Origin of the sequence: Psychrobacter arcticus 273-4 (assembly GCF_000012305.1) — a bacterium.
Lineage (GTDB): Bacteria > Pseudomonadota > Gammaproteobacteria > Pseudomonadales > Moraxellaceae > Psychrobacter > Psychrobacter arcticus.
Genome location: NC_007204.1, coordinates 1,566,226 through 1,586,028 on the forward strand (window position 1 = coordinate 1,566,226; position 19,803 = coordinate 1,586,028).

General features: G+C 43.4%; 16 protein-coding genes. 5 read left to right on the forward strand and 11 right to left on the reverse strand.

Annotated features, from left to right (window positions below; translation table 11 throughout):
• Nucleotides 1-101: 101 nt before the first annotated feature.
• Together PSYC_RS06750 and PSYC_RS06755 are read right to left on the reverse strand one after the other, a co-directional pair.
• Complete coding sequence (locus PSYC_RS06750; RefSeq protein WP_011280573.1) at nt 102-2,150, reverse strand: BCCT family transporter; 2,049 nt, start codon at nt 2,148-2,150, stop codon at nt 102-104.
• A 221-nt stretch (nt 2,151-2,371) separates the two neighbouring features.
• A complete protein-coding gene (locus tag PSYC_RS06755) occupies nt 2,372-2,812 on the reverse strand; it encodes an HIT family protein (RefSeq protein WP_011280574.1) in 441 nt (146 codons plus the stop codon).
• 196 nt (nt 2,813-3,008) lie between these two features.
• On the opposite strand from PSYC_RS06755, the gene PSYC_RS06760 reads away from it, so the two are divergent.
• From PSYC_RS06760 to PSYC_RS06770, 3 genes are all read left to right on the forward strand, one after another.
• Nucleotides 3,009-3,824 carry a hypothetical protein gene (locus tag PSYC_RS06760; protein WP_011280575.1) on the forward strand — a complete coding sequence of 272 codons (816 nt, stop codon included), beginning with the start codon at nt 3,009-3,011 and terminating at the stop codon, nt 3,822-3,824.
• Nucleotides 3,825-4,004: 180 nt separating this feature from the next.
• Nucleotides 4,005-5,891 (forward strand): dihydroxy-acid dehydratase, encoded by a 1,887-nt coding sequence (gene ilvD, locus PSYC_RS06765; protein WP_011280576.1) that lies wholly within the window; start codon nt 4,005-4,007, stop codon nt 5,889-5,891.
• 347 nt (nt 5,892-6,238) lie between these two features.
• On the forward strand, nt 6,239-7,486 hold the full coding sequence (locus tag PSYC_RS06770; RefSeq protein ID WP_011280577.1) for a cation:proton antiporter: 1,248 nt from the start codon (nt 6,239-6,241) through the stop codon (nt 7,484-7,486).
• A gap of 196 nt (nt 7,487-7,682) precedes the next feature.
• Here the strand turns inward: PSYC_RS06770 and PSYC_RS06775 are convergent, their stop codons facing one another.
• The 4 genes from PSYC_RS06775 to PSYC_RS06790 all read right to left on the reverse strand — a co-directional run bounded on the left by PSYC_RS06775 (nt 7,683) and on the right by PSYC_RS06790 (nt 12,380).
• Nucleotides 7,683-9,155 (reverse strand): serine hydrolase domain-containing protein, encoded by a 1,473-nt coding sequence (locus PSYC_RS06775; protein WP_011280578.1) that lies wholly within the window; start codon nt 9,153-9,155, stop codon nt 7,683-7,685.
• 109 nt (nt 9,156-9,264) lie between these two features.
• On the reverse strand, nt 9,265-9,822 hold the full coding sequence (locus tag PSYC_RS06780; RefSeq protein WP_041757697.1) for a beta-lactamase hydrolase domain-containing protein: 558 nt from the start codon (nt 9,820-9,822) through the stop codon (nt 9,265-9,267).
• A 49-nt stretch (nt 9,823-9,871) separates the two neighbouring features.
• Nucleotides 9,872-10,789, reverse strand: coding sequence for a MaoC family dehydratase (locus PSYC_RS06785; protein WP_011280580.1), 918 nt, complete (start codon nt 10,787-10,789; stop codon nt 9,872-9,874).
• A 190-nt stretch (nt 10,790-10,979) separates the two neighbouring features.
• Nucleotides 10,980-12,380, reverse strand: coding sequence for a 3-oxoacyl-ACP reductase (locus tag PSYC_RS06790; RefSeq protein WP_011280581.1), 1,401 nt, complete (start codon nt 12,378-12,380; stop codon nt 10,980-10,982).
• Nucleotides 12,381-13,045: 665 nt separating this feature from the next.
• Between PSYC_RS06790 and PSYC_RS06795 the strand changes: the two genes are divergently transcribed.
• Together PSYC_RS06795 and ppk2 are read left to right on the forward strand one after the other, a co-directional pair.
• Nucleotides 13,046-14,626, forward strand: a complete 1,581-nt coding sequence (locus PSYC_RS06795) for an acetyl-CoA C-acetyltransferase (RefSeq protein ID WP_011280582.1) — start codon at nt 13,046-13,048, stop codon at nt 14,624-14,626.
• A gap of 155 nt (nt 14,627-14,781) precedes the next feature.
• The gene (gene ppk2 / locus PSYC_RS06800) at nt 14,782-15,861 is read left to right on the forward strand and encodes a polyphosphate kinase 2 (RefSeq protein WP_011280583.1); all 1,080 of its coding nucleotides are present in this window, start codon (nt 14,782-14,784) and stop codon (nt 15,859-15,861) included.
• 26 nt (nt 15,862-15,887) lie between these two features.
• Here ppk2 and PSYC_RS11675 read toward each other — a convergent pair whose 3' ends face one another.
• The 5 genes from PSYC_RS11675 to lpxK all read right to left on the reverse strand — a co-directional run bounded on the left by PSYC_RS11675 (nt 15,888) and on the right by lpxK (nt 19,802).
• On the reverse strand, nt 15,888-16,040 hold the full coding sequence (locus PSYC_RS11675) for a hypothetical protein (RefSeq protein WP_187147090.1): 153 nt from the start codon (nt 16,038-16,040) through the stop codon (nt 15,888-15,890).
• Nucleotides 16,041-16,045: 5 nt separating this feature from the next.
• Nucleotides 16,046-16,393, reverse strand: a complete 348-nt coding sequence (locus tag PSYC_RS06805; protein WP_011280584.1) for a PilZ domain-containing protein — start codon at nt 16,391-16,393, stop codon at nt 16,046-16,048.
• Between the two features lie 138 nt (nt 16,394-16,531).
• On the reverse strand, nt 16,532-17,650 hold the full coding sequence (locus tag PSYC_RS06810; RefSeq protein WP_041757699.1) for a DNA polymerase III subunit delta': 1,119 nt from the start codon (nt 17,648-17,650) through the stop codon (nt 16,532-16,534).
• Between the two features lie 144 nt (nt 17,651-17,794).
• Nucleotides 17,795-18,601 (reverse strand): 3-deoxy-manno-octulosonate cytidylyltransferase, encoded by an 807-nt coding sequence (gene kdsB / locus PSYC_RS06815; protein ID WP_011280586.1) that lies wholly within the window; start codon nt 18,599-18,601, stop codon nt 17,795-17,797.
• 43 nt (nt 18,602-18,644) lie between these two features.
• Nucleotides 18,645-19,802 carry a tetraacyldisaccharide 4'-kinase gene (gene lpxK / locus PSYC_RS06820; RefSeq protein WP_011280587.1) on the reverse strand — a complete coding sequence of 386 codons (1,158 nt, stop codon included), beginning with the start codon at nt 19,800-19,802 and terminating at the stop codon, nt 18,645-18,647.
• Nucleotide 19,803: the final 1 nt, after the last annotated feature.

A 19,803-nucleotide genomic window follows, 5' to 3' on the forward strand; every position in this document is an offset into this window, starting at 1 on the left:
AAGCCGTTATTCTAAGGATTCGTGCGCATATTGCAAGGGATTATGCCATCATTTACTCATCTAATAGAATTTATTAATATTTAACATGCTATTAGAAAGGATTATTTATCAAATACACTGCCCTGCTCCAGTGTAATATCTTCATCATGCTCTTGCATACGCCACGGTAGAATATCTGGCGAGACGTTCACAAAGTGTAGATATTTCTCGAATTGATCAATAATGTCATTGATGACTGACTCGGACTCATAACCATATAAGTCGTAGGTCTGACCACCACGGCGCAGATATACTTCAGCGCGATGATCATGCTGTTGCGGTAATTTATCAGCGTTATCTTCAGTGTAATAATCTGGCGTATCATGCTCAGATAAGCGTACCTCATACCAGAACTCGACATCACTGCCTCGTTGTAACTCCAATACCGCGCGATTATTAATCGCATCATAATTGACTTCAGTCGTCCAGCCAGTTTCTGCAAACTTCTCTGAGACTTCTACCATAGACGGCATAATAGTCTCTTGGATATAGCTTAAAACTTTATCGCGAGTCGGCTTATCCGTCATATAATCAATGCGCTCACGCCATGCGGATGGCTTAAGCAGATGCGGCGGGATTCTATTATCGTTACCTAGACTCTGGTTACGATGACCTTCAATACGTAGCGCACGCCACATCCCAAATATTGAAATCAATATAATAACAGCAAAGGGTAAGGCGCTGACAATAGCTGCGGTCTGTAACGCTGTTAATCCACCAGCTACCAACAGAACAGCGGCAACTGCGCCTTCAGTCACTACCCAAAAAGTACGTTGCCACCATGGCGTATCACTACGTCCACCCGCTGCAAGGGAGTCAATAACCAACGACCCTGAATCTGATGAGGTCACAAAAAAAGTGATAATCAATAATACTGTCAATGACGACACTATCTGAGAGAAAGGCAAGTTCTCTAATAATTTAAACAATGCAATCGCTTGGTTATTTTGTACTTCAGTGATAAGCGCATCGTAGCCATCAACCATAATCATATGCAGCGCTGTATCGCCAAAAACTGCGAACCAAAAGAACGTAAAGAATGTTGGTACCAACATTACGCCCAATACGAATTCACGGATAGTACGCCCCCGACTAATCTTAGCAATAAACAATCCGACAAAGGGCGCCCAAGCAATCGTCCATGCAAAGATAAAGAGCGTCCAACTACCGATCCAATCACTCGATTGATAGGCTTGCAAGCTAAAAGTACGCTCAACGATATTACCTAAATAGCTGCCTGTATTTTCCATAAAGGCGTTGAGAATAAATATGGTTGGACCCACAATAAAGACAAACAGCATCAGTCCCGTTGCTAACACCATGTTCAAAATCGATAGTCGCTTTACGCCTTTGTCCATGCCAGCGAGGACAGATATCAAAGCTGCTAGTGTCACCAGCGCAATAATAATAACCTGAACCGTCATGCTGACCGGTACCGTATTTGGAAATAGATAATTTACGCCTGCGTTGATTTGCGATACAGCAATCCCCAAACTGGTCGCGATACCGAACATCGTGCCCACAATGGCAAATACATCAACGGTATGTCCAATCGGACCATAAATTTTATCACCAATTAATGGGTATAGTGTTGAGCGCATTGACAAGGGCAAGCCATGACGAAAAGAGAAATATGCCAGTGACAAACCGACCACGCCATAAATCGCCCAAATATGAAAGCCCCAGTGAAAATAGGCAATTTGCATTGCTTCTTTGGCGGCCTCAATAGTCTGCGGTGTTGAGAGCGGCGGACTGGCAAAGTGTATAACTGGCTCTGCTACGCCATAGAATAGTAAAGCGATGCCATACCCTGCAGAAAACAGCATGGCAAACCATTCAAGAAAATTATACTCTGCCTCCGCATGATCTGGACCCAGTTTGATACTGCCATAAGAAGAGAACGCCAAGACAATGATGAACATCAAAAATATGGCCACTGCTAACATATAGAACCAACCGAAAGTCTCGGTGGTAAAACTTAGAACGGTGCTAAACAACTCGCCAGCAGACTCCGGATTAATGGCTGTACCAATCACTAATAGCAGCATAATGACTGCTGCCGGCACAAATACCGGTAATAAAATAGTGGAACGGGAGGATTTGTTCTTCATAAGCGGATTCTTATTAACGATCGAGTAGACCTAATGTTTACCATAAACTGATTACAAACCCCAGTATTGCTGCCCATTTGTCACATTACTTGAACTAATTGTTACAGTACTATTACCTAAAAACAAAAAAGGCAACTTGTTAGTTGCCTTTTTTTGTTTTTATTCAAATAATAAATGGTATTTATTATTTTGACTCAGAACGCAAATTGACGCTTTTAAACTTACGCATTAATAATTGCTGCCAATTGCTCAGCTGTTTTTGCAAGCTCTACATGATCTGCTTGTGTGACGGCATGGCGACCAAGCTCATGAATGCTAGAGGGAATCAGATGCACATGATAATGAAATACCGTTTGCCCCGCTTCTGCGCCGTTGAGCTGCATTTGAATAATGCCTTCACGATTAAATACCTGACGCTGGGCTTGCATGACTTTTTTGGCCGTCATCAACACAGCTGCCGCGTACTCAGGTTCAAGCTCAGCTAAATCCACCGCTTTTTGCTTAGGAATGACCAAAACATGCCCTGCTGCCTGCGGCATAATATCCATAAAGGCAAGAGTCTTGTCATCCTCATAAACTTTATGACAAGGGATATCACCATCGAGCATTTTGGCAAAAATATTATCGTCTTTATAAGCAGTTTGCGGATTGGCTTGGCTCATTATTCTATTCCTTAAACCTGTATTAGTATTGAATCGAAGTTAGTATTAAGTGGATAGCGAGTATTAAACGGATACTTACATCATCAAATATAGTGGACGAAATCTCACTTAAGTACAAGTACTGGATAATAGACACTTAAGCCCTATCACCCAACCAACCGTTTTGATTATTGATTAATTTATTGACGAGCCATGCATGATAAATGTTATATTAATCTACTCTCTCGAAGACCTTACCATTATGGATTTGACTGCCTTGCCAACTCAATTATCTAATAATACTGACACTCATATACAGTCTGTCAATGACACTGCGACCAACAATGATATGGACAAGCAAATGCTTGGGGCTAATAACCTTGCAGTCACTGACCCAAATGCCATTATATTAGCGCAAGCATTGACTGATAAAGCCATCAGCTGGCGTATTCATAACTGTAAAATCAGTCAAAAGACCGTTACCCAAGACTTACCACTGCCATTTTTATATCATTACGATAGCTTGGACGAGAGTATCAAAGCCAATTATCCGCTGATCCCAAGCTTACTTGCACAGTTCAATACGCCCATGTGTGCTCATGATGCTGCCAAGCTGATTGGTATTGACGAAGCGTTATTATCGACACCGTGGCATATCAAGGTGGTTGGCTCATTAGTGGTGTTTAGCGAAGCATTACAACTCGCTGTCCGCTTGCATTGGACCAATACCGGTAAAAAGACGCAGCAGATTTATACCCAAGATAAAGACGATGCCATCCTTGCTGCTTTCAAAGATTGGCAGTTTTTTGGTCGTATTGATATCCTGTATAAAAACAATAATCAATCACTAATTAGTGTTGACGAACAAAGTATTGATACAGAAACCAATAAGCCGCTGCCATTAATGATAGAAGCCAATACGGAGTATCAATACCTACCAGCAACTCATGCCTTGGTGGTCATTGCCAAGCTAGAAGCAGATAAAGGCGAGCTCCCTTGGTTTGAGACCGCTATTTTGGAGCGAATTGCATAAATTATTGACCCTTAAGTCTTGCTCGTTATGGGCTAATGGTTTTCAGTTACTCATATCTAATGGTATGGTAACGACTTAGTATTATTCACTAGTACTCTCCCTGTATAAAAAGCACACTATCAACATTGCAGTGGATGCTGCACATCTTAATAAATCTCGCTCATTTGTAAGGAATACCACATGGATTATAATTCAAAAACTTCTACCGGCGGTCGTAATATGGCAGGTGCTCGTGCCCTATGGCGTGCAACTGGCATGACTGATGGCGACTTTGGCAAACCTATTATTGCAATTGCCAACTCCTTTACTCAGTTTGTACCCGGCCATGTGCATCTAAAAGACTTGGGGCAAATGGTTGCACGTGAAATTGAAAAAGCAGGCGGTGTGGCAAAAGAGTTTAATACCATTGCGGTCGATGATGGTATTGCGATGGGTCATAGCGGCATGTTGTACTCACTACCGAGTCGAGATTTGATTGCAGATTCTGTGGAATACATGGTCAATGCCCACTGCGCCGATGCGCTAGTATGTATTTCTAACTGCGATAAAATCACCCCTGGTATGTTGATGGCAGCACTGCGCCTCAATATTCCAGTAGTATTTATTTCAGGTGGACCGATGGAAGCGGGCAAAATCCTAGCCAGCACGGTCGGTAAAAGCCATAATAATGAAGACAGTAGCGGCGGCGCCATTCGTAAGCTTGATTTAGTCGATGCAATGATGGACGCTGCAGATGATAGCATTAGCGATGAAGACGTCGCCGCTATTGAAGCCTCAGCGTGCCCTACTTGTGGTTCGTGCTCTGGTATGTTCACGGCCAACTCTATGAACTGCTTGACCGAAGCATTAGGATTGGCATTACCGGGCAACGGTTCGCTATTAGCAACCCACTCACTGCGCCGCGAGTTATTCTTAGAAGCGGGTCGCACTATTGTGTCACTAGCCAAACGCCGCTATGAGCAAGATGACGATTCAGTACTGCCGCGCTCTATCGCGACCAAAGCCGCCTTTGAAAACGCTATGACCTTAGATATCGCGATGGGTGGCTCGACCAATACTATCTTGCATCTGCTTGCTGCTGCTAATGAAGCAGAAGTCGACTTCAAGATGCACGATATTGACCGTTTAAGTCGTGGTGTCCCTTGTTTGGCTAAAGTTGCCCCTGCTTCACAAAAATATCATATGGAAGATGTGCATCGTGCTGGCGGTGTCTTTGCGCTATTGGCCGAGCTTGACCGTGCTGGTTTGCTCAACACCGACTTGCCGACTATTCATAGTGCTACGATGAAAGAAGCGATTGATAAATGGGATATTATGAATCCTGACAATCTTGAAGCGCGTGCACGCTATATCGCAGCCCCTGGTGGCGTACGGACTACTGAGGCATTTTCGCAATCAAAAGAATGGTCAAATCTGGATGTCAACCGTGAATCCGGCTGTATCCGTAGTGCCCAGCATGCCTATTCAGAAGATGGCGGTCTTGCGGTTCTGTACGGTAATATTGCTGAGCGTGGCTGTGTGGTCAAAACTGCCGGCGTTGATGACAGCATCTTAGTTTTCACCGGACGTGCGCGCATATTTGAATCACAAGATGACGCGGTAGCGGCGGTGCTTGATGATCAAATCGTCGCAGGCGATGTGGTTATCATTCGTTTTGAGGGTCCAAAAGGCGGTCCTGGTATGCAAGAGATGCTCTACCCGACGACTTATCTAAAATCAAAAGGCTTAGGCAAAGAATGTGCGCTGCTTACAGATGGTCGCTTCTCTGGTGGGACATCAGGCTTGTCTATTGGTCATGCCAGCCCTGAAGCCGCTGAAGGCGGTGCCATTGGTCTAGTGCAAGAAGGCGATACTATTCATATCGACATCCCAAACCGTACCATCAATATGCAGGTCAGTGATGAAGAGTTAGCCGCTCGCCGCGAAGAGATGGACAGTCGTGGTCGTGATGCTTGGAAACCCGTCAGCCGAGATCGTCATGTGTCTCCTGCTCTACGTGCCTATGCCGCAATGACCACCAGTGCCGATACGGGCGCTGTACGTGACGTCAGCCAAGTTGAACGTTAAAAGTCTCACTTAACGTAAAGTTTTCAACCAATCATATTAAGCCTGCGCAATGCAGGCTTTTTTTTCACCAAAAAACAACGTATCTGTCTATTTAATCACTATCTGATAACGATTTTTTGCAATATTCAGATGTTTTTATCGTCATTATAAACGGCTATTAAGTGTAACTTTTTTAAACTTTAAATCAAATATAGTTGAAATACTTTAAAGTCGCTACCGTATTGCTGGTGTAAATTTTTTGCAGCCTCTGTCTGCGTAGGCACAGCAAGCAAGAAAAATTTGCACCAGTAATACGTGTTGTATCGATATTACTTTTCACCGACTATATAACAGTGTGCACCAACCTCATGATTGAAAATTATAGTTTATTCTTATTGGTCTGCGGCATTGCCTTCGTATTCGGTGCACTATTTCCGATTCTCTTTAAACGTACGCCTATCTCTTTACCGATGCTGCAGTTGAGCTTTGGTCTACTGATGGGCTATTTTTGGACAAGTTTGTCATTTTTGAACCCTCTAGATAATGGACTGATTATCGAAAAACTGACCGAAATTGTGGTGCTGGTTTCTTTGGTCGGTGCGGGTATCAAGATTGACACTGAGCTGTCTTGGCGATTATGGCGTCCGACGATGCGCCTACTCCTGATTACCATGCCCATCGGTATTTTTGCAATGGCAGTCTTAGGTTATTATGCTTTTGGTATGACGATAGGCGCAGCAATTTTATTGGGCGCAGTCCTTGCCCCAACAGATCCTGTATTGGCCTCTAGCATTCAAGTTGGACCGCCTAATACCGGAGGCGAAGATACGCCCCGCTTTACCTTAACCTCAGAGGCGGGGTTAAATGATGGGCTGGCATTCCCTTTCGTTTATCTTGCGATTAAGATTGCAGAAGCCTATAGCGAAGGGCAGCGTTTTACGGGGGAGATGCTGTGGTCTTGGTTTACCCATGATGTATTGTGGAAAATCGGTGCAGGGTTACTGGTAGGTATTGTCGTTGGCAAAGTCATGGCAAAGCTGGTGTTCTCGAAGTACAGCCGTGAGACGACTATGTCTCAAGGATATGTCGTCATTGCCCTGACTTTGGTGGCATATGGGCTGGCAGAATACGTCCATAGTTATGGCTTTATCGCCGTCTTTGTCGCTGCATTTGCGTTTCGGCGTTCAGAATCTGAACACACCTACCATCATAAACTGCATGATTTTGCTGCGCAATCAGAAGGTCTACTGATGTCACTGGTACTTGTCATCTTTGGCATGTTTCTTGGGCAAGGTCTGCAAGCTGGCGTTGAGCTGACATGGCGCGTCTATATCGTCAGCTTTACTTTTTTATTACTGATTCGTCCGCTTGGCGGATTTATTGCTTTATCAGGACTGAATCTACCGCGCACTGAAAAATACGCCATATCAGCACTGGGTATCCGCGGCATCGGCACCCTTTACTATTTATCTTATGCCCTCAACCAAGGATTTTTTAACGATGAAGATGCCCTCAAACTTTGGATAGTGTGCTCAATTGTGATTTTATCTTCTATTTTTATCCACGGTTTAACGGCAAAGCAGCTGCTTAAAATGACGCCCAAGAAAACATACTAATGGTATAGTTGAAATACTTTAAAGTCGCTACCGTATTGCTGGTGTAAATTTTTTGCAGCCTCTGTCTGCGTAGGCACAGCAAGCAAGAAAAATTTGCACCAGCAATACGTGTTGTATCGATATTACTTTTCACCGACTATATAAATATTATTGTTCATACAGAAAAACTGCTAGTCATATAAAGCATTAGTGATTATTAAAGCTCAGCATCAATCAGACTTAATACTGCTTCCGTCAGCGCAAACTGGCGGATATCATTGAGCATAGTCACATCAAAGTTATGAATAAAGGCAAACGACAGCTGACGCTCAGGGTCACACCACGCAACCGAGCCGTTATAGCCCATATGCCCAAAACTTTGCGGCATATGGGCTGACCTATCATTGGCGGTTATATCAATAACATTATTTTGACATATACTAAAGCGGCGATGATAACCCAGGCGCCAATCCATATGGGCGGGCATAACGGCATCCATGCCAGTAACTTGCGGCGTTGATAGCTGCTTAAAGGTTGTTTCATTAATGAGCGTTTTTCCTTGCCATACGCCTCCATTAGCCAGCATCGCATAAATCGTCGCCAGTGCATGTGCTGATGCGACGCCATTGGCAGCAGGGATAGTGGCTTGTAAAGTCTTAGGATGGTAATAGTCGATTGGCTCTTTGCTAGCAAGTAGCAAGGCGGCTTTATAGTTTTTAAGATTAAGCTGACTGTTATCAAAGTATAAACGGTTGATTTGTGCCGTATCCAATGTTGGCAATACTTCAACTACTTGATCGTTATTATCAGCTGTTTCTAACTGGCTTGTATACTGATTGGCTGCTTGCTGTTGCCAGCAGGCATAGCTCGTTAAATTGCTATAAGTCCGCAAGGTATCTACTGAATCTGGTTTTAAAACTGGTTTATGACGACGAGAGCGTGGCGGCGGTTGTGAGCTTTCTTGTGCTTTCTCTGGCGCTTCTTCTACTGGCTCAAAGTTTTTAACCAATCGTGCAACCTTGTCGACCTGATTTTCTGGTACGCCAAAATAGCAACTGTCTGCAATACCTAACGGCTCCGTTAGGTAATGGCGTAATGCTTGAGCCAATGGCATCGCAGTAACGGCTTCTATCAAACCGCCCAGTACCCAACCATAAACCAAGGCACTATATGCACTGCCGTATAATTCTGCATGTTCAGGCAGGGTAATCGACATTGCTGCAATTTTCTCTAGCATAACATCCCAATCAAGCACGGTTTCATTATCGATGTCGATACTTTGAATAGAAAATACATTGGCTTGATGCGTCATCACACTGCGTAAAGTAATTTTCTGTTTATTTTGCGCGGCAAATGCTGCCCAATAGTGAGCAATCGGTAAGTCATAATCCAGCTTTTGCTGTGAGACCAATACATGAATCAGTGTTGCTAAGACGCCTTTGCCGGTCGAAAAGTTCAATGATAAAGTATCCGGACTCCATGACAAATCGGCACGTGCCAGTCCCACACTTGCTTGCGCAATACACGTGCCAGCTTGATAAACCACTAATGCTCCGCCTGCTGGCGCATCATCAAGCTGTAGATATGCCAATAACTGTTGCAAACGATGTTGGATATGATTGTCAGTATCATTATCTGCGGCAGCGTTTTGATGACTGCTTTGATAGTTATCGTCATTATTATTTGTCATAAGTGCCCTGCTCGATTTTATATTTATGAAATTATTTATTTTAAATGTAACAAACAATAAAAAAGGCAACTCTATGGTCGCCTTTTTTATTGTTAAGGATATTTATGATTTAACGCGGCACTAACAATCGATTATGAACCTCTTCTGCAAGTTTAGTCAAACCATGACTGCGCCCACGCTCCATAGCCGTATCCATTTTACGTCCGCGTAACCAACCAGCCCGTAGCGCTATGGCAGCGCCAACACGATTACCAGAGCCACAATGCATGACAATTTTTTTGCCATGGTACTGACGTAGTATGTTATCAAACGCCAGTATTTTAAGCTGCTTCAAGTCAGCAGCACCATTTATAGGTAGATGCTCATATTGCATAGCGGCGCGCTCTACAGCCGTACGCTCATCGAAGCACAGCTCTGCATCAGGCTGCAAGTTAAGAATCAATTCAACCCCAGCTGCCGCCAATGCAGCCACCTTTTCATCATCAAGCGCGCCGCATACGATGGTATTTTCATCAGGACGAAAATACGGCTCGAATATGGTGGCAAGATTGATTCCATTATCGTTGCTACTAGTGTCGGTACTGCTAGCATCACCAACCGCTGATTTTTCTATCACAGCCAAATGATCAGAGGGGACTGTGCTTTTCGCATTTTTATGTAAAGTCATAAGGATAAATGTGTTCGTTAGCAGTGGTTTGTGATATGAAAGTGATATTTTACTTATTTTCATCCCGTAAGGCAATCACACCAGCAAGATGCGGCTTGTCATTTTTTGCACTAAACAAACCAAACTGGCAGGTATCTTCTGTGCTTGATAACTGCGCTAACGGATCAGTGATAAGTTCTACTTCAGACGGTAAGAAAATCGGCAGCTTGAATGACACCTCAACCGTACAAGCATCAGGCAGCTCGCCCATCATCGCCAAACACTTAGCTTTTGACCACATACCATGAGCAATAGCTTTTGGAAAACCAAAGGCACGCGCTGATAGTGGATGCAAATGGATAAGGTTAAAATCCCCAGAAACAAACGCATAACGGCGACCAATATCTTCTGGGACTTCAAAAATACTGTGCACACCTTCTTTATTGATTGATGGCTTAACAGTCACTGGACGTGGGGTACTTTTCTTATCCTTACTAGTGGCAGGTTTTTTACTACGTGATAGATAAGTCGACGTGCCTTCCCAAATGATTTCGTCTGCTGATTTTACCGTGGTGACAAAATCAAACTGCTGACCTTGGGCATGATCACGTAAATTATCGAACATCACTGACATAGCAACCGTTTCAATCTCGCCAATAGCACGATACTGGGTCACGCTGTTATCGACATGTACTAGCCCTAGCATGGCAAACGGAAATGGTTCTTTAACCATCATATTCATTTGTAGCGCCTGTGACAGTACCGAAAAGTAAGTGATTGGAACATTACCATTATCCGCAAAGCCGCAAATTTTGCGATAATCGTTTAAATTGTTTTGATCAATGTGCAAATCGTCTACAAAATATGTCGCTTGCGGCAATTCGTCGCGGCTGATTTTACCATTGTTACCAATAGGCAATAGGCTTTTGACAATATTGGCATAGGTGGTATGTGCTTTTGGCAACGCGTCATAATGTTTGTCTGACATAAGAAATCCTAAGTAGGGCTTGAGCAGTTTTTTGGTTTATTATTAGTGTGTTTTTATCATAAAAAAACCACCCTTGGGCAGCTTTTTCGTAAGCATATGTGAGCTAACTTCAATACCTTGTTTAATAAAGGCAATTGACTACCAGTTTTATGGCTCACATATCCTTTATTGTCATCTGATATGAGGACAATTATGCACCCAATAAGCTCTGACCACAAACACGGACGACGTTGCCATTTAGACCACCAGAAGCAGGTGATGCAAACCATGCGATGGTTTCTGCAACATCGACTGGCAAGCCGCCTTGGCTCATTGAGTTCATACGGCGACCTGCTTCACGAATAGCAAATGGAATTGCTTCGGTCATTTGCGTTTCGATAAATCCTGGTGCAACTGCATTGATGGTCATGCCTTTTGCATTGCCTTTTAGCTGCTTGGCGGTCGCATTGACCAAACCAATGACACCTGCTTTTGATGTCGCATAGTTGGTTTGACCCAAGTTGCCAGCGATACCTGAGATTGATGACACACAGACGATACGCGCATCATCTTTTAATACATCATTATCTAGTAAATAGTGGTTTAACTTAGCGATACTACCCAAATTGATATTGAGTACCATATCCCACTGCTTCTCATCCATATTTGCCAGTGTTTTATCGCGGGTGATACCAGCATTATGAATCACTGAATCTAAACCACCACGTTTTTTCGCCGCTTCTGCGATTTCTTTGCCTGCATCAGCACTGGTGATATCTACTGTCAAAGCAGAACCACTGATTTCGCTGGCCACTTTTTGCAAGTCAGCTTGCTGCTGCGGCACATCCAAACAGATGACATGCGCGCCTTCACGAGCTAAAACACGGGCGATTGCTTCACCAATACCGCGACTTGCACCAGTAACTAGCATGGTTTTGCCACCTAATGGCTGGTTCCAATCGACATTGATATTGGCGCCATTACTGACACGTACGACCTGTCCTGATACATAAGCTGAACGCGCTGAGGTAAAAAATCGCAGCGTTGAATCTAAATTATGCTCAGCACCTGCTGCAACATAGATAAGCTGGGCAGTAATACCTCGCTTAAATTCTTTACCAACCGATTTTACAAAACCTTCAAGCGCGCGCTGCGCCAATGCCGTTTCGATATCTGTCAACGCTTCTGGTGGACGACCAATGACGATCACTCGACCTGATTTTTCGACACGGCGTGCAACACTATGAAAGAACTCATACACTTGTTTGAGCTCTTCAGCGTTGCTAATATTGCTGGCATCAAACAATAATACTTTAAATTTGTCATCACTGCCGGTATTGGCTTTGGCTTTAACGCCTGCGTCCGACAGGGTATCTTTTACGTTATCACGACTATTTACAAAGACTTCAGTATGCAGCTCTGCCAAAATACGAGCCACTGACGCACTAACTGCGTTATCGTCACCATGAGCACGACCAACCAGCACGCTACCACGTACCAAAGGCTGTCCACTATCAAAGCGGTCAAGATCTACTGGCATCGGTAAGCCTAGATTCTTTGCGACCTTTTTACCAATAGACGACTGAACAAAATCACCATAACGGTCTGACATAATACAATCCTTTCATTGATGGGTAGAATAGTAGCAAACAAAAATAAAATGTATCTATGATGAAATCCGCGCTATTAAAGTGCATTACCTATAAAAACTGCCCATACAAGGCGCCATTAACATCATCATTTATAAATAATAGGTGCTTATTAAATAGGTTAAAAACGGTCTTAACTATACACAGTCATGCCAAATAAGTCCAAAAATCACTAATATCCATAACAATATATAGACAAGCCAGTATACAAGATGGTCTACTTTTCTGGCGTTAAAGAATTTTTGTTTGTGCTAAAATAAGACCTATAAGTTATAGAAAACTCATTTATCGATAACAATATATTATCAAACCTGCCATTATGCAATGCTTTTAATCAATACTAGCCAGCCCATAAGGATTGCATTTATTCCTGTAAATGCTGCAATCTCTATAGTTAAGCATCATATCGTTTGCTAAAGATATACAGTAAGGTTATAAAAATCATCTTCTGCTGTACGGCGATAATGTGTACTATAAAGCGCAATAAATCGTAATACGTACCTAAACTATTCTAGGTACTTTTGTTTTTTAGCGACTTGTACGTGTTCAAAAGATTTTAAGAATTTTTTAAATATATTGTGTGTTTATCAATCTCTTTTTTCTACCCATATTTTTTAAGGATAATATTATGAGTAACAAAAACAATCACCCAAATAGTCCTGTTATCGAAACCACTGTGGTAAAAGCCAGTGATGCAAAAAGCACCGATACTGCTACTGGCAAAGCGGCAACTGAAGAATCAAAGAAGCCCACTGTATTTGATACTGCGGTGAAATCAGACGCCACTGATGCTAAAAAAACAGATGCCAAAGCAGCAGAGCCAAAAGCTGCCAGCACTAAAAAAGAAGCGGCTAAAAATTCTGATGTGGCTCCTGCTAAGAAAACAAATACTGCGGCTAAAAAAGCCAGCACGAGCAAACTTAGCTCAGGCCAGAACCGTGTGGCTATCCTAGGTGGCAACCGTATCCCATTTGCTCGTTCAAACGGTTCATATGCTGATGTCAGCAACACTGATATGCTAACTGCCGCGTTAGATGGTTTGGTTGAGCGTTATAACTTGCAAGACGAAAAAATTGGTGAAGTGGTTGCTGGTGCAGTCATGAAACTAAGCCGTGATATCAACCTTACTCGTGAAGCGACATTAAATACCGCGCTTAATCCACATACCCCAACGTATGATATCTCTCAAGCGTGTGGTACTGGCTTGCAAGCGACGTTTGCTTCTGCCAACAAAATTGCGCTTGGTATTATCGATTCAGCCATTACCGGCGGTGTTGATAGCACTTCTGATGCGCCTATCGCAGTCGGCGATGGCTTACGTAAAGTATTGATCAAATTGGGTGCGGCTAAAGACAACAAACAACGCCTAAAAGCATTGATGGGTCTGAATCCAAAAGACTTACTTGATACCCCGAAAAATGGTGAGCCACGTACTGGTTTATCAATGGGTGACCATCAAGCGATTACCACACTTGAATGGAACATCAGCCGTGAAGCGCAGGACAAACTTGCCTTTGATAGTCATCAAAACTTAACACGCGCTTATGACGAAGGTTTCTTTGATGATCTAATCACCCCGTATAAAGGTCTGACTCGCGATAACAACTTGCGTCCAGATACGACTTTAGAGAAGCTTGCTAAGCTAAAGCCTGTCTTTGGTAAAAAGAATGCCAAGCCAACCATGACTGCTGCTAACTCTACCCCATTGACAGATGGTGCATCTTGCATCCTATTGGGTACTGATGAGTGGGCTGCCGCACATGGTCTAAAACCATTGGCATATATCGTTCATCAAGAAACAGCCGCGGTCGACTTCATTGGTAAATCTGGTGATACAGAAGGTCTACTGATGGCGCCAGCTTACGCTGTACCGCGTATGCTTGAGCGTGCTAGTCTGACACTACAAGATTTCGATTTTTATGAAATTCACGAAGCTTTTGCCTCACAAGTGTTATCAACCCTTGCGGCATGGGAAGACGAGAAATTCTGTGAAGAGCGTCTAGGACTTGATGCGCCATTAGGCTCGATTGATCGTAGCAAACTAAACGTCAACGGCTCATCACTTGCTGCAGGTCATCCATTTGCTGCAACCGGTGCTCGTATTCTAGCTACCGCTGCTAAATTACTAGATCAAAAAGGTTCAGGTCGTGCACTGATCTCTATCTGCGCGGCGGGTGGTCAAGGTGTGACTTGTATCCTAGAAAAATAGTTTTTTAGCCGCCAGATAAATAGCTTTAGAATTTTAAACCATCCCCTAGTCTATAGATTAGAGGGTGGTTTTTTTTGTCTATACTTTGTTATTATAGAAATGACCTAGATAATAATCTCCTAAAAAAGCCGATACGCCAAACAAAGGTAATATTTATGCGTAAGACAAAAGGTTTATTGAAAAAAATAAAGCAAGTCATTTTTGGCTCGGAAGAATTGGTTATGACAAAACCATGTATAACACCTGATTTTCAAGCTCTAACGACTAAGGAGCACTTAGATCAGTACAATATGGAGCAAGTCATCCTTTCTGAACGTATCGAAAAAGAAGTTCTTGATGATGAACTGCGTCGAAAAATGCACCAAGACTTAATCGATACGTATGATGAAGAACTTGAAAATGAAGTCGATGATTACATACGTGATTTTCGTTTTAACGGCTATGAGATGAGCGAGCAAGAACAGCTAGATCGGCGCACCTATTTTCAAGAACTGGTACGCTTGCAACGCGAGCTTATCAAATTACAAGATTGGGTGGTCGATCGCGGCGAGCGCATTGTGGTGATATTTGAAGGGCGTGATTCTGCGGGTAAAGGTGGGGCGATCAAACGTATTACCCAGCGATTAAATCCCCGTGTTTGTAGAGTCGCAGCACTCCCCGCACCCACTGAACGTGAGCAATCGCAATGGTATTTTCAGCGATATGTGGCACATTTACCTGCTGCTGGTGAGATTGTTTTATTTGATCGTAGTTGGTATAACCGTGTAGGTGTCGAACGTGTCATGGGGTTTTGTACGGATGCGCAGTACGAAGAATTTTTCCAATCGGTACCAGAGTTTGAGCGTATACTGGTACGCTCGGGCATTCGCTTGGTAAAATATTGGTTTTCAATTACTGATGATGAACAGCATTCTCGCTTTATGAGCCGGATTCATGATCCATTAAAGCAATGGAAGCTGTCGGCGATGGATTTGCAATCACGGCGGCGCTGGGAAGACTACACCAAAGCAAAAGAGACCATGTTTGAGCGTACTCACATTCCTGAAGCGCCTTGGTGGGTGGTCGAGGGTAATAATAAAAAACGTGCCAGGCTCAACTGTATTGCCCATTTACTTGAGCAAATCCCTTATAAAGAAGTGCCAAGAGATGAGGTGGAGCTGCCTGATCGTAAGCGCGATGATGAATACTATCGCGAGCCTATTCCTGATGATATGTACGTGCCGCCGCGCTACTAGCACTCACACCATCTAAAACTATACTGTTAATAAAAAACAGCCTTATAAGGCTGTTTTATTATATGCTTGATATGATACTTACTACCACTACCACTACCACTACCACTACCACTACCACTACCACTACCACTACCACTACCACCTATATTATGATTGCTGCTAAGCATAGGTGTAAACATGAAAACTACATGGTATAAGTAGCCTGCAAACTATCAATCTTACCTGTCAATAGACGCTCAACTTCGTTTTTGATTCTTAGTCCCGTAATATCCGTGCCCATTTGTACTGCAAAACCCACTGGTCGACTACTTTGGGTTTTAGAATTGACCCAAATCACCTTGCCATTCATGGGCAAACGCTCACTAGAATTGGGCAAAGTGACAGCAATAAAGACTTCATCACCCAGTTTTTGCACTCGATCAGACGGCACAAACAATGCCCCACTGGTAACAAAAGACAGATAGCTTGCATATAGCATATCGATATTCTCAATATGACAGGTTAAAATCCCACCACGCCCTGGCATTGCCATAATCAGCTTCCTTTATCAATGAGGTTTACAGTATTTTCCAACACAGGGTTTTGTTGTTTAGGCTTAACACCTACATATTAATAGTGAGTTTAATAACATTTACTATTATGTAGCGGCATTTTCAGACTTTATTGTCTATTACAAGCAAGCCAATTCTTGCATCAGCTTATCATAGGCAAATTTCTCTTGCACGTTTTGTTGCAGCGCAATTTTTGTCTGTTGTAAGCTATGCGCAAACGCCTCTAGCTCATTATCGATAGGTTGATAACCATTTAAAGTGGTCGAAAAATTAATGTCTTTTTGCTGTGCCTCAAACCCCAAACCAACACGGCGTATATCGATTACCATGAGTTCAGACAGCCGGATAAATTCGGCAATACCAAGATGTATTTGCCAATAGTCACTTGCCGCTACGCTACTGCGCTTACCGCTACGTAATGCCTGCCATGTCGTCAGCCATAATGCACGCTTGCTATACCATGGCGCTTGAGCCAGTGCCACAGCTGCTAAAGGCGCGCCATTTGCCAACTGGATAAGCTGCTCAATGACATCTGTACCAAGCGCTTCACGATGGACAGTGCTGCCCAATACTTTAGTCACATAATCCACTGCGATAGCAGGGTCAATCGTCTGTAATGACAGCTGCTGAACGCGGCTTTTAATCGTTGGTAGCAACTGCGCAGGTGCATCACTAATCAGAAATAAATGGACTTGGGCTTGGGGCTCTTCCAAGGTTTTAAGTAGCGCATTGGCAGCGGCAATTGTCATTTGCTCAGCGTGATCGAGTACGCAAATGCGCATACCCTGCCCACCCTGATAAATAAAAGGCTGCAAGGCACGAATTTCATCCACTTTTATTTTTAATGAGCCGTTACTCGCGGCTTTAGTAGTTTTTTTATCCTTCGCTGTGCCGCTTGCCACTTCTTGAGTATGAGCATTGTCAGCACTGATAGGCAGGCTAATTAACGGCAATGCTTGCAAGCTTGGATGTGTACCAGATCTAAGCCATTGACAGCTTTCACAATGACCGCAAGCGCCTAGTGGATGCTCATCACGCGCGCGACATAATAGCCAAGCCACTAAACGCCATACAAAAGCGCGCTTGCCCATGCCTTGCATACCAGCTGCCAACAGCGCATGAGGTAAAGATTGCTTCTGTGCTAATACCCGCATTGTCAGCTGCGACCAAAGTCCGTGTTGCCATGGCAGTAGTGGCGCAAAATATATATCATCTGTCATATTTGTAAGCTCACTCATGGCTATCGCTTAATATCTCTCAATGAACAAAAACTTTGAATAAAGGTAATTTCTAAGAGTAATTTGGAATAAAAATAACGCTATAAAACTTAAGCAAAACAACTTTAATAGCAACCGTATTGTTCTTGCTTAGGCTATTCTATATTAATCATCTTGGAAAGCCGTCAAACTCATAGCATTTAGACGATCCAAATCTTCTTGTGTATCGACACCTGCTGGTAATGGGCAGGCAGCTTTAGCAATGGCGATATGTCCGCCATTTTCTAACACACGTAACTGCTCTAGGCTTTCTAGTATCTCAAGCGGGGTTTGTGACCAATGGACAAACTGCTGCAGCAGGCTGACACGATAAGCATATAAGCCCAAATGACGATAGGCATTTTTTGGTGCTTGTGTATTATCTTCATCACTCAAGACCACATCACGATCACAAGGAATTGGCGCGCGACTAAAATAAATTGCTCGCTGCTGGTTATTAGTATTTTGACTGACAACCTTGACAACCGATGGGTGTATAAAAGTATTGTAGTCTTCGATTGGCTCACACAAGGTCGCCATGACGCTCTCTGCATCTTGCACCAATAATGTTTTGACCTGCTCTAACAATAATGGCGGTATCAGTGGTTCATCACCTTGCATATTAACCACTATGTCATGGGCAGCCCAACCTTTAATAGCAGCCACTTCAGCCAAACGATCCGTACCCGAAGCATGATCACTACGTGTCATCACCACATCAAAGCCTGCCTCTGCGCAGACTTTAGCGACTGATTCATCATCGGTTGCGATACACATATCATCGGCAAAATCCGCCAATTGTGCCTTTTCAGCCACCCAAAGTATCATGGGCTTGCCGTGAATGGTTAATAATGGCTTGTTGGGCAGACGCGTACTTTTTAGACGCGCAGGAATGACGATATGAGTTCTGACGGGCATAAGCGCTGATGACATTTTCTGTTCCTATAAAACTTTCTAAATTTTTATGTTATAAGTGCTATGTGATTACTCTCTCATGCTCTTTACTGCTTATAGCGATGTTCAAAGTTTGCAATTGCTGTTGTAAAATTTCATAACAACCGTCTGATAATACTGCCGTCACTGGCAATACCCATAATCTGCTGCCCAGCTCATTATATTCATCACTCAGCGTTTGATTGGTTTGATTGGTTTGATTGATAGTCTCTTGCATTAACAAGGCTCTTATTTTTACGGCATCTTTACTGGTCACAATAATAGGATGCTCGGTATAACGCAACAATTCAGTCAGACTAAAGTCATGATGGTCAGGATAAGGATGCGGGCTGACCTGAAAACCAAGCGTATCTAACGTATCAAAAAAACGCTGAGGATACCCTATACCACTAACCGCATGTACCCGGCTGCCTTTCTCAGGTGCCATAGCCTTTACTGTGGCTAAACCATCGCTTTGAGTATCAAATGACCATAACCGCTCTAGATTATCGGGCTGTAGATGCATCCTTAGACGCTTTGTCGGAGGGCAAGTATCATCATATTTATCATCAGTACTGGATAAAGAATCTGCCTTTTGATGATAAACGACATTGGCACCTTTTAGGCGTGACATGGGCTCACGTAAAAACCCTGTAGGTAGCAGCTGTTTATTGCCAAATCCGCGTGCCGCATCTACTACAATCCATTCGATATCACGTTGCAGTGCATAATGCTGCAAGCCGTCATCAGCAATAATCAGTTGCAAGTCCGGATAAGACGCTAGCAAAGTGGTCATTGCTTGCTGCCGGTTCGGACATACCGCCATTGCCACTCCTGTCATATTGACAATCAAGCATGGCTCATCACCAACGATATTAGGGACGCTCTCTGTATTAACCAATGCTGGCATTTGGCTACTATCACCGCCATAACCACGACTGATGACACCTACTTTAATGCCTTGCTGCTGCAAATGACGGACCAAAGCAATAATCAATGGCGTCTTGCCACTACCGCCCACGGTGATATTGCCGATAACCATGACCGGAATAGGCGCACGGTAACTGGAAAAAATACCTGCTTTATAAGCTTGACGGCGCAATATCATCAGCAGTGAATATAGCCAACTCACTGGCAATAGCAACCAAAGCCAAGCCGCTTGACGTTGCCATGCTCGCGTTATTGTCGTTTCAATATTCATG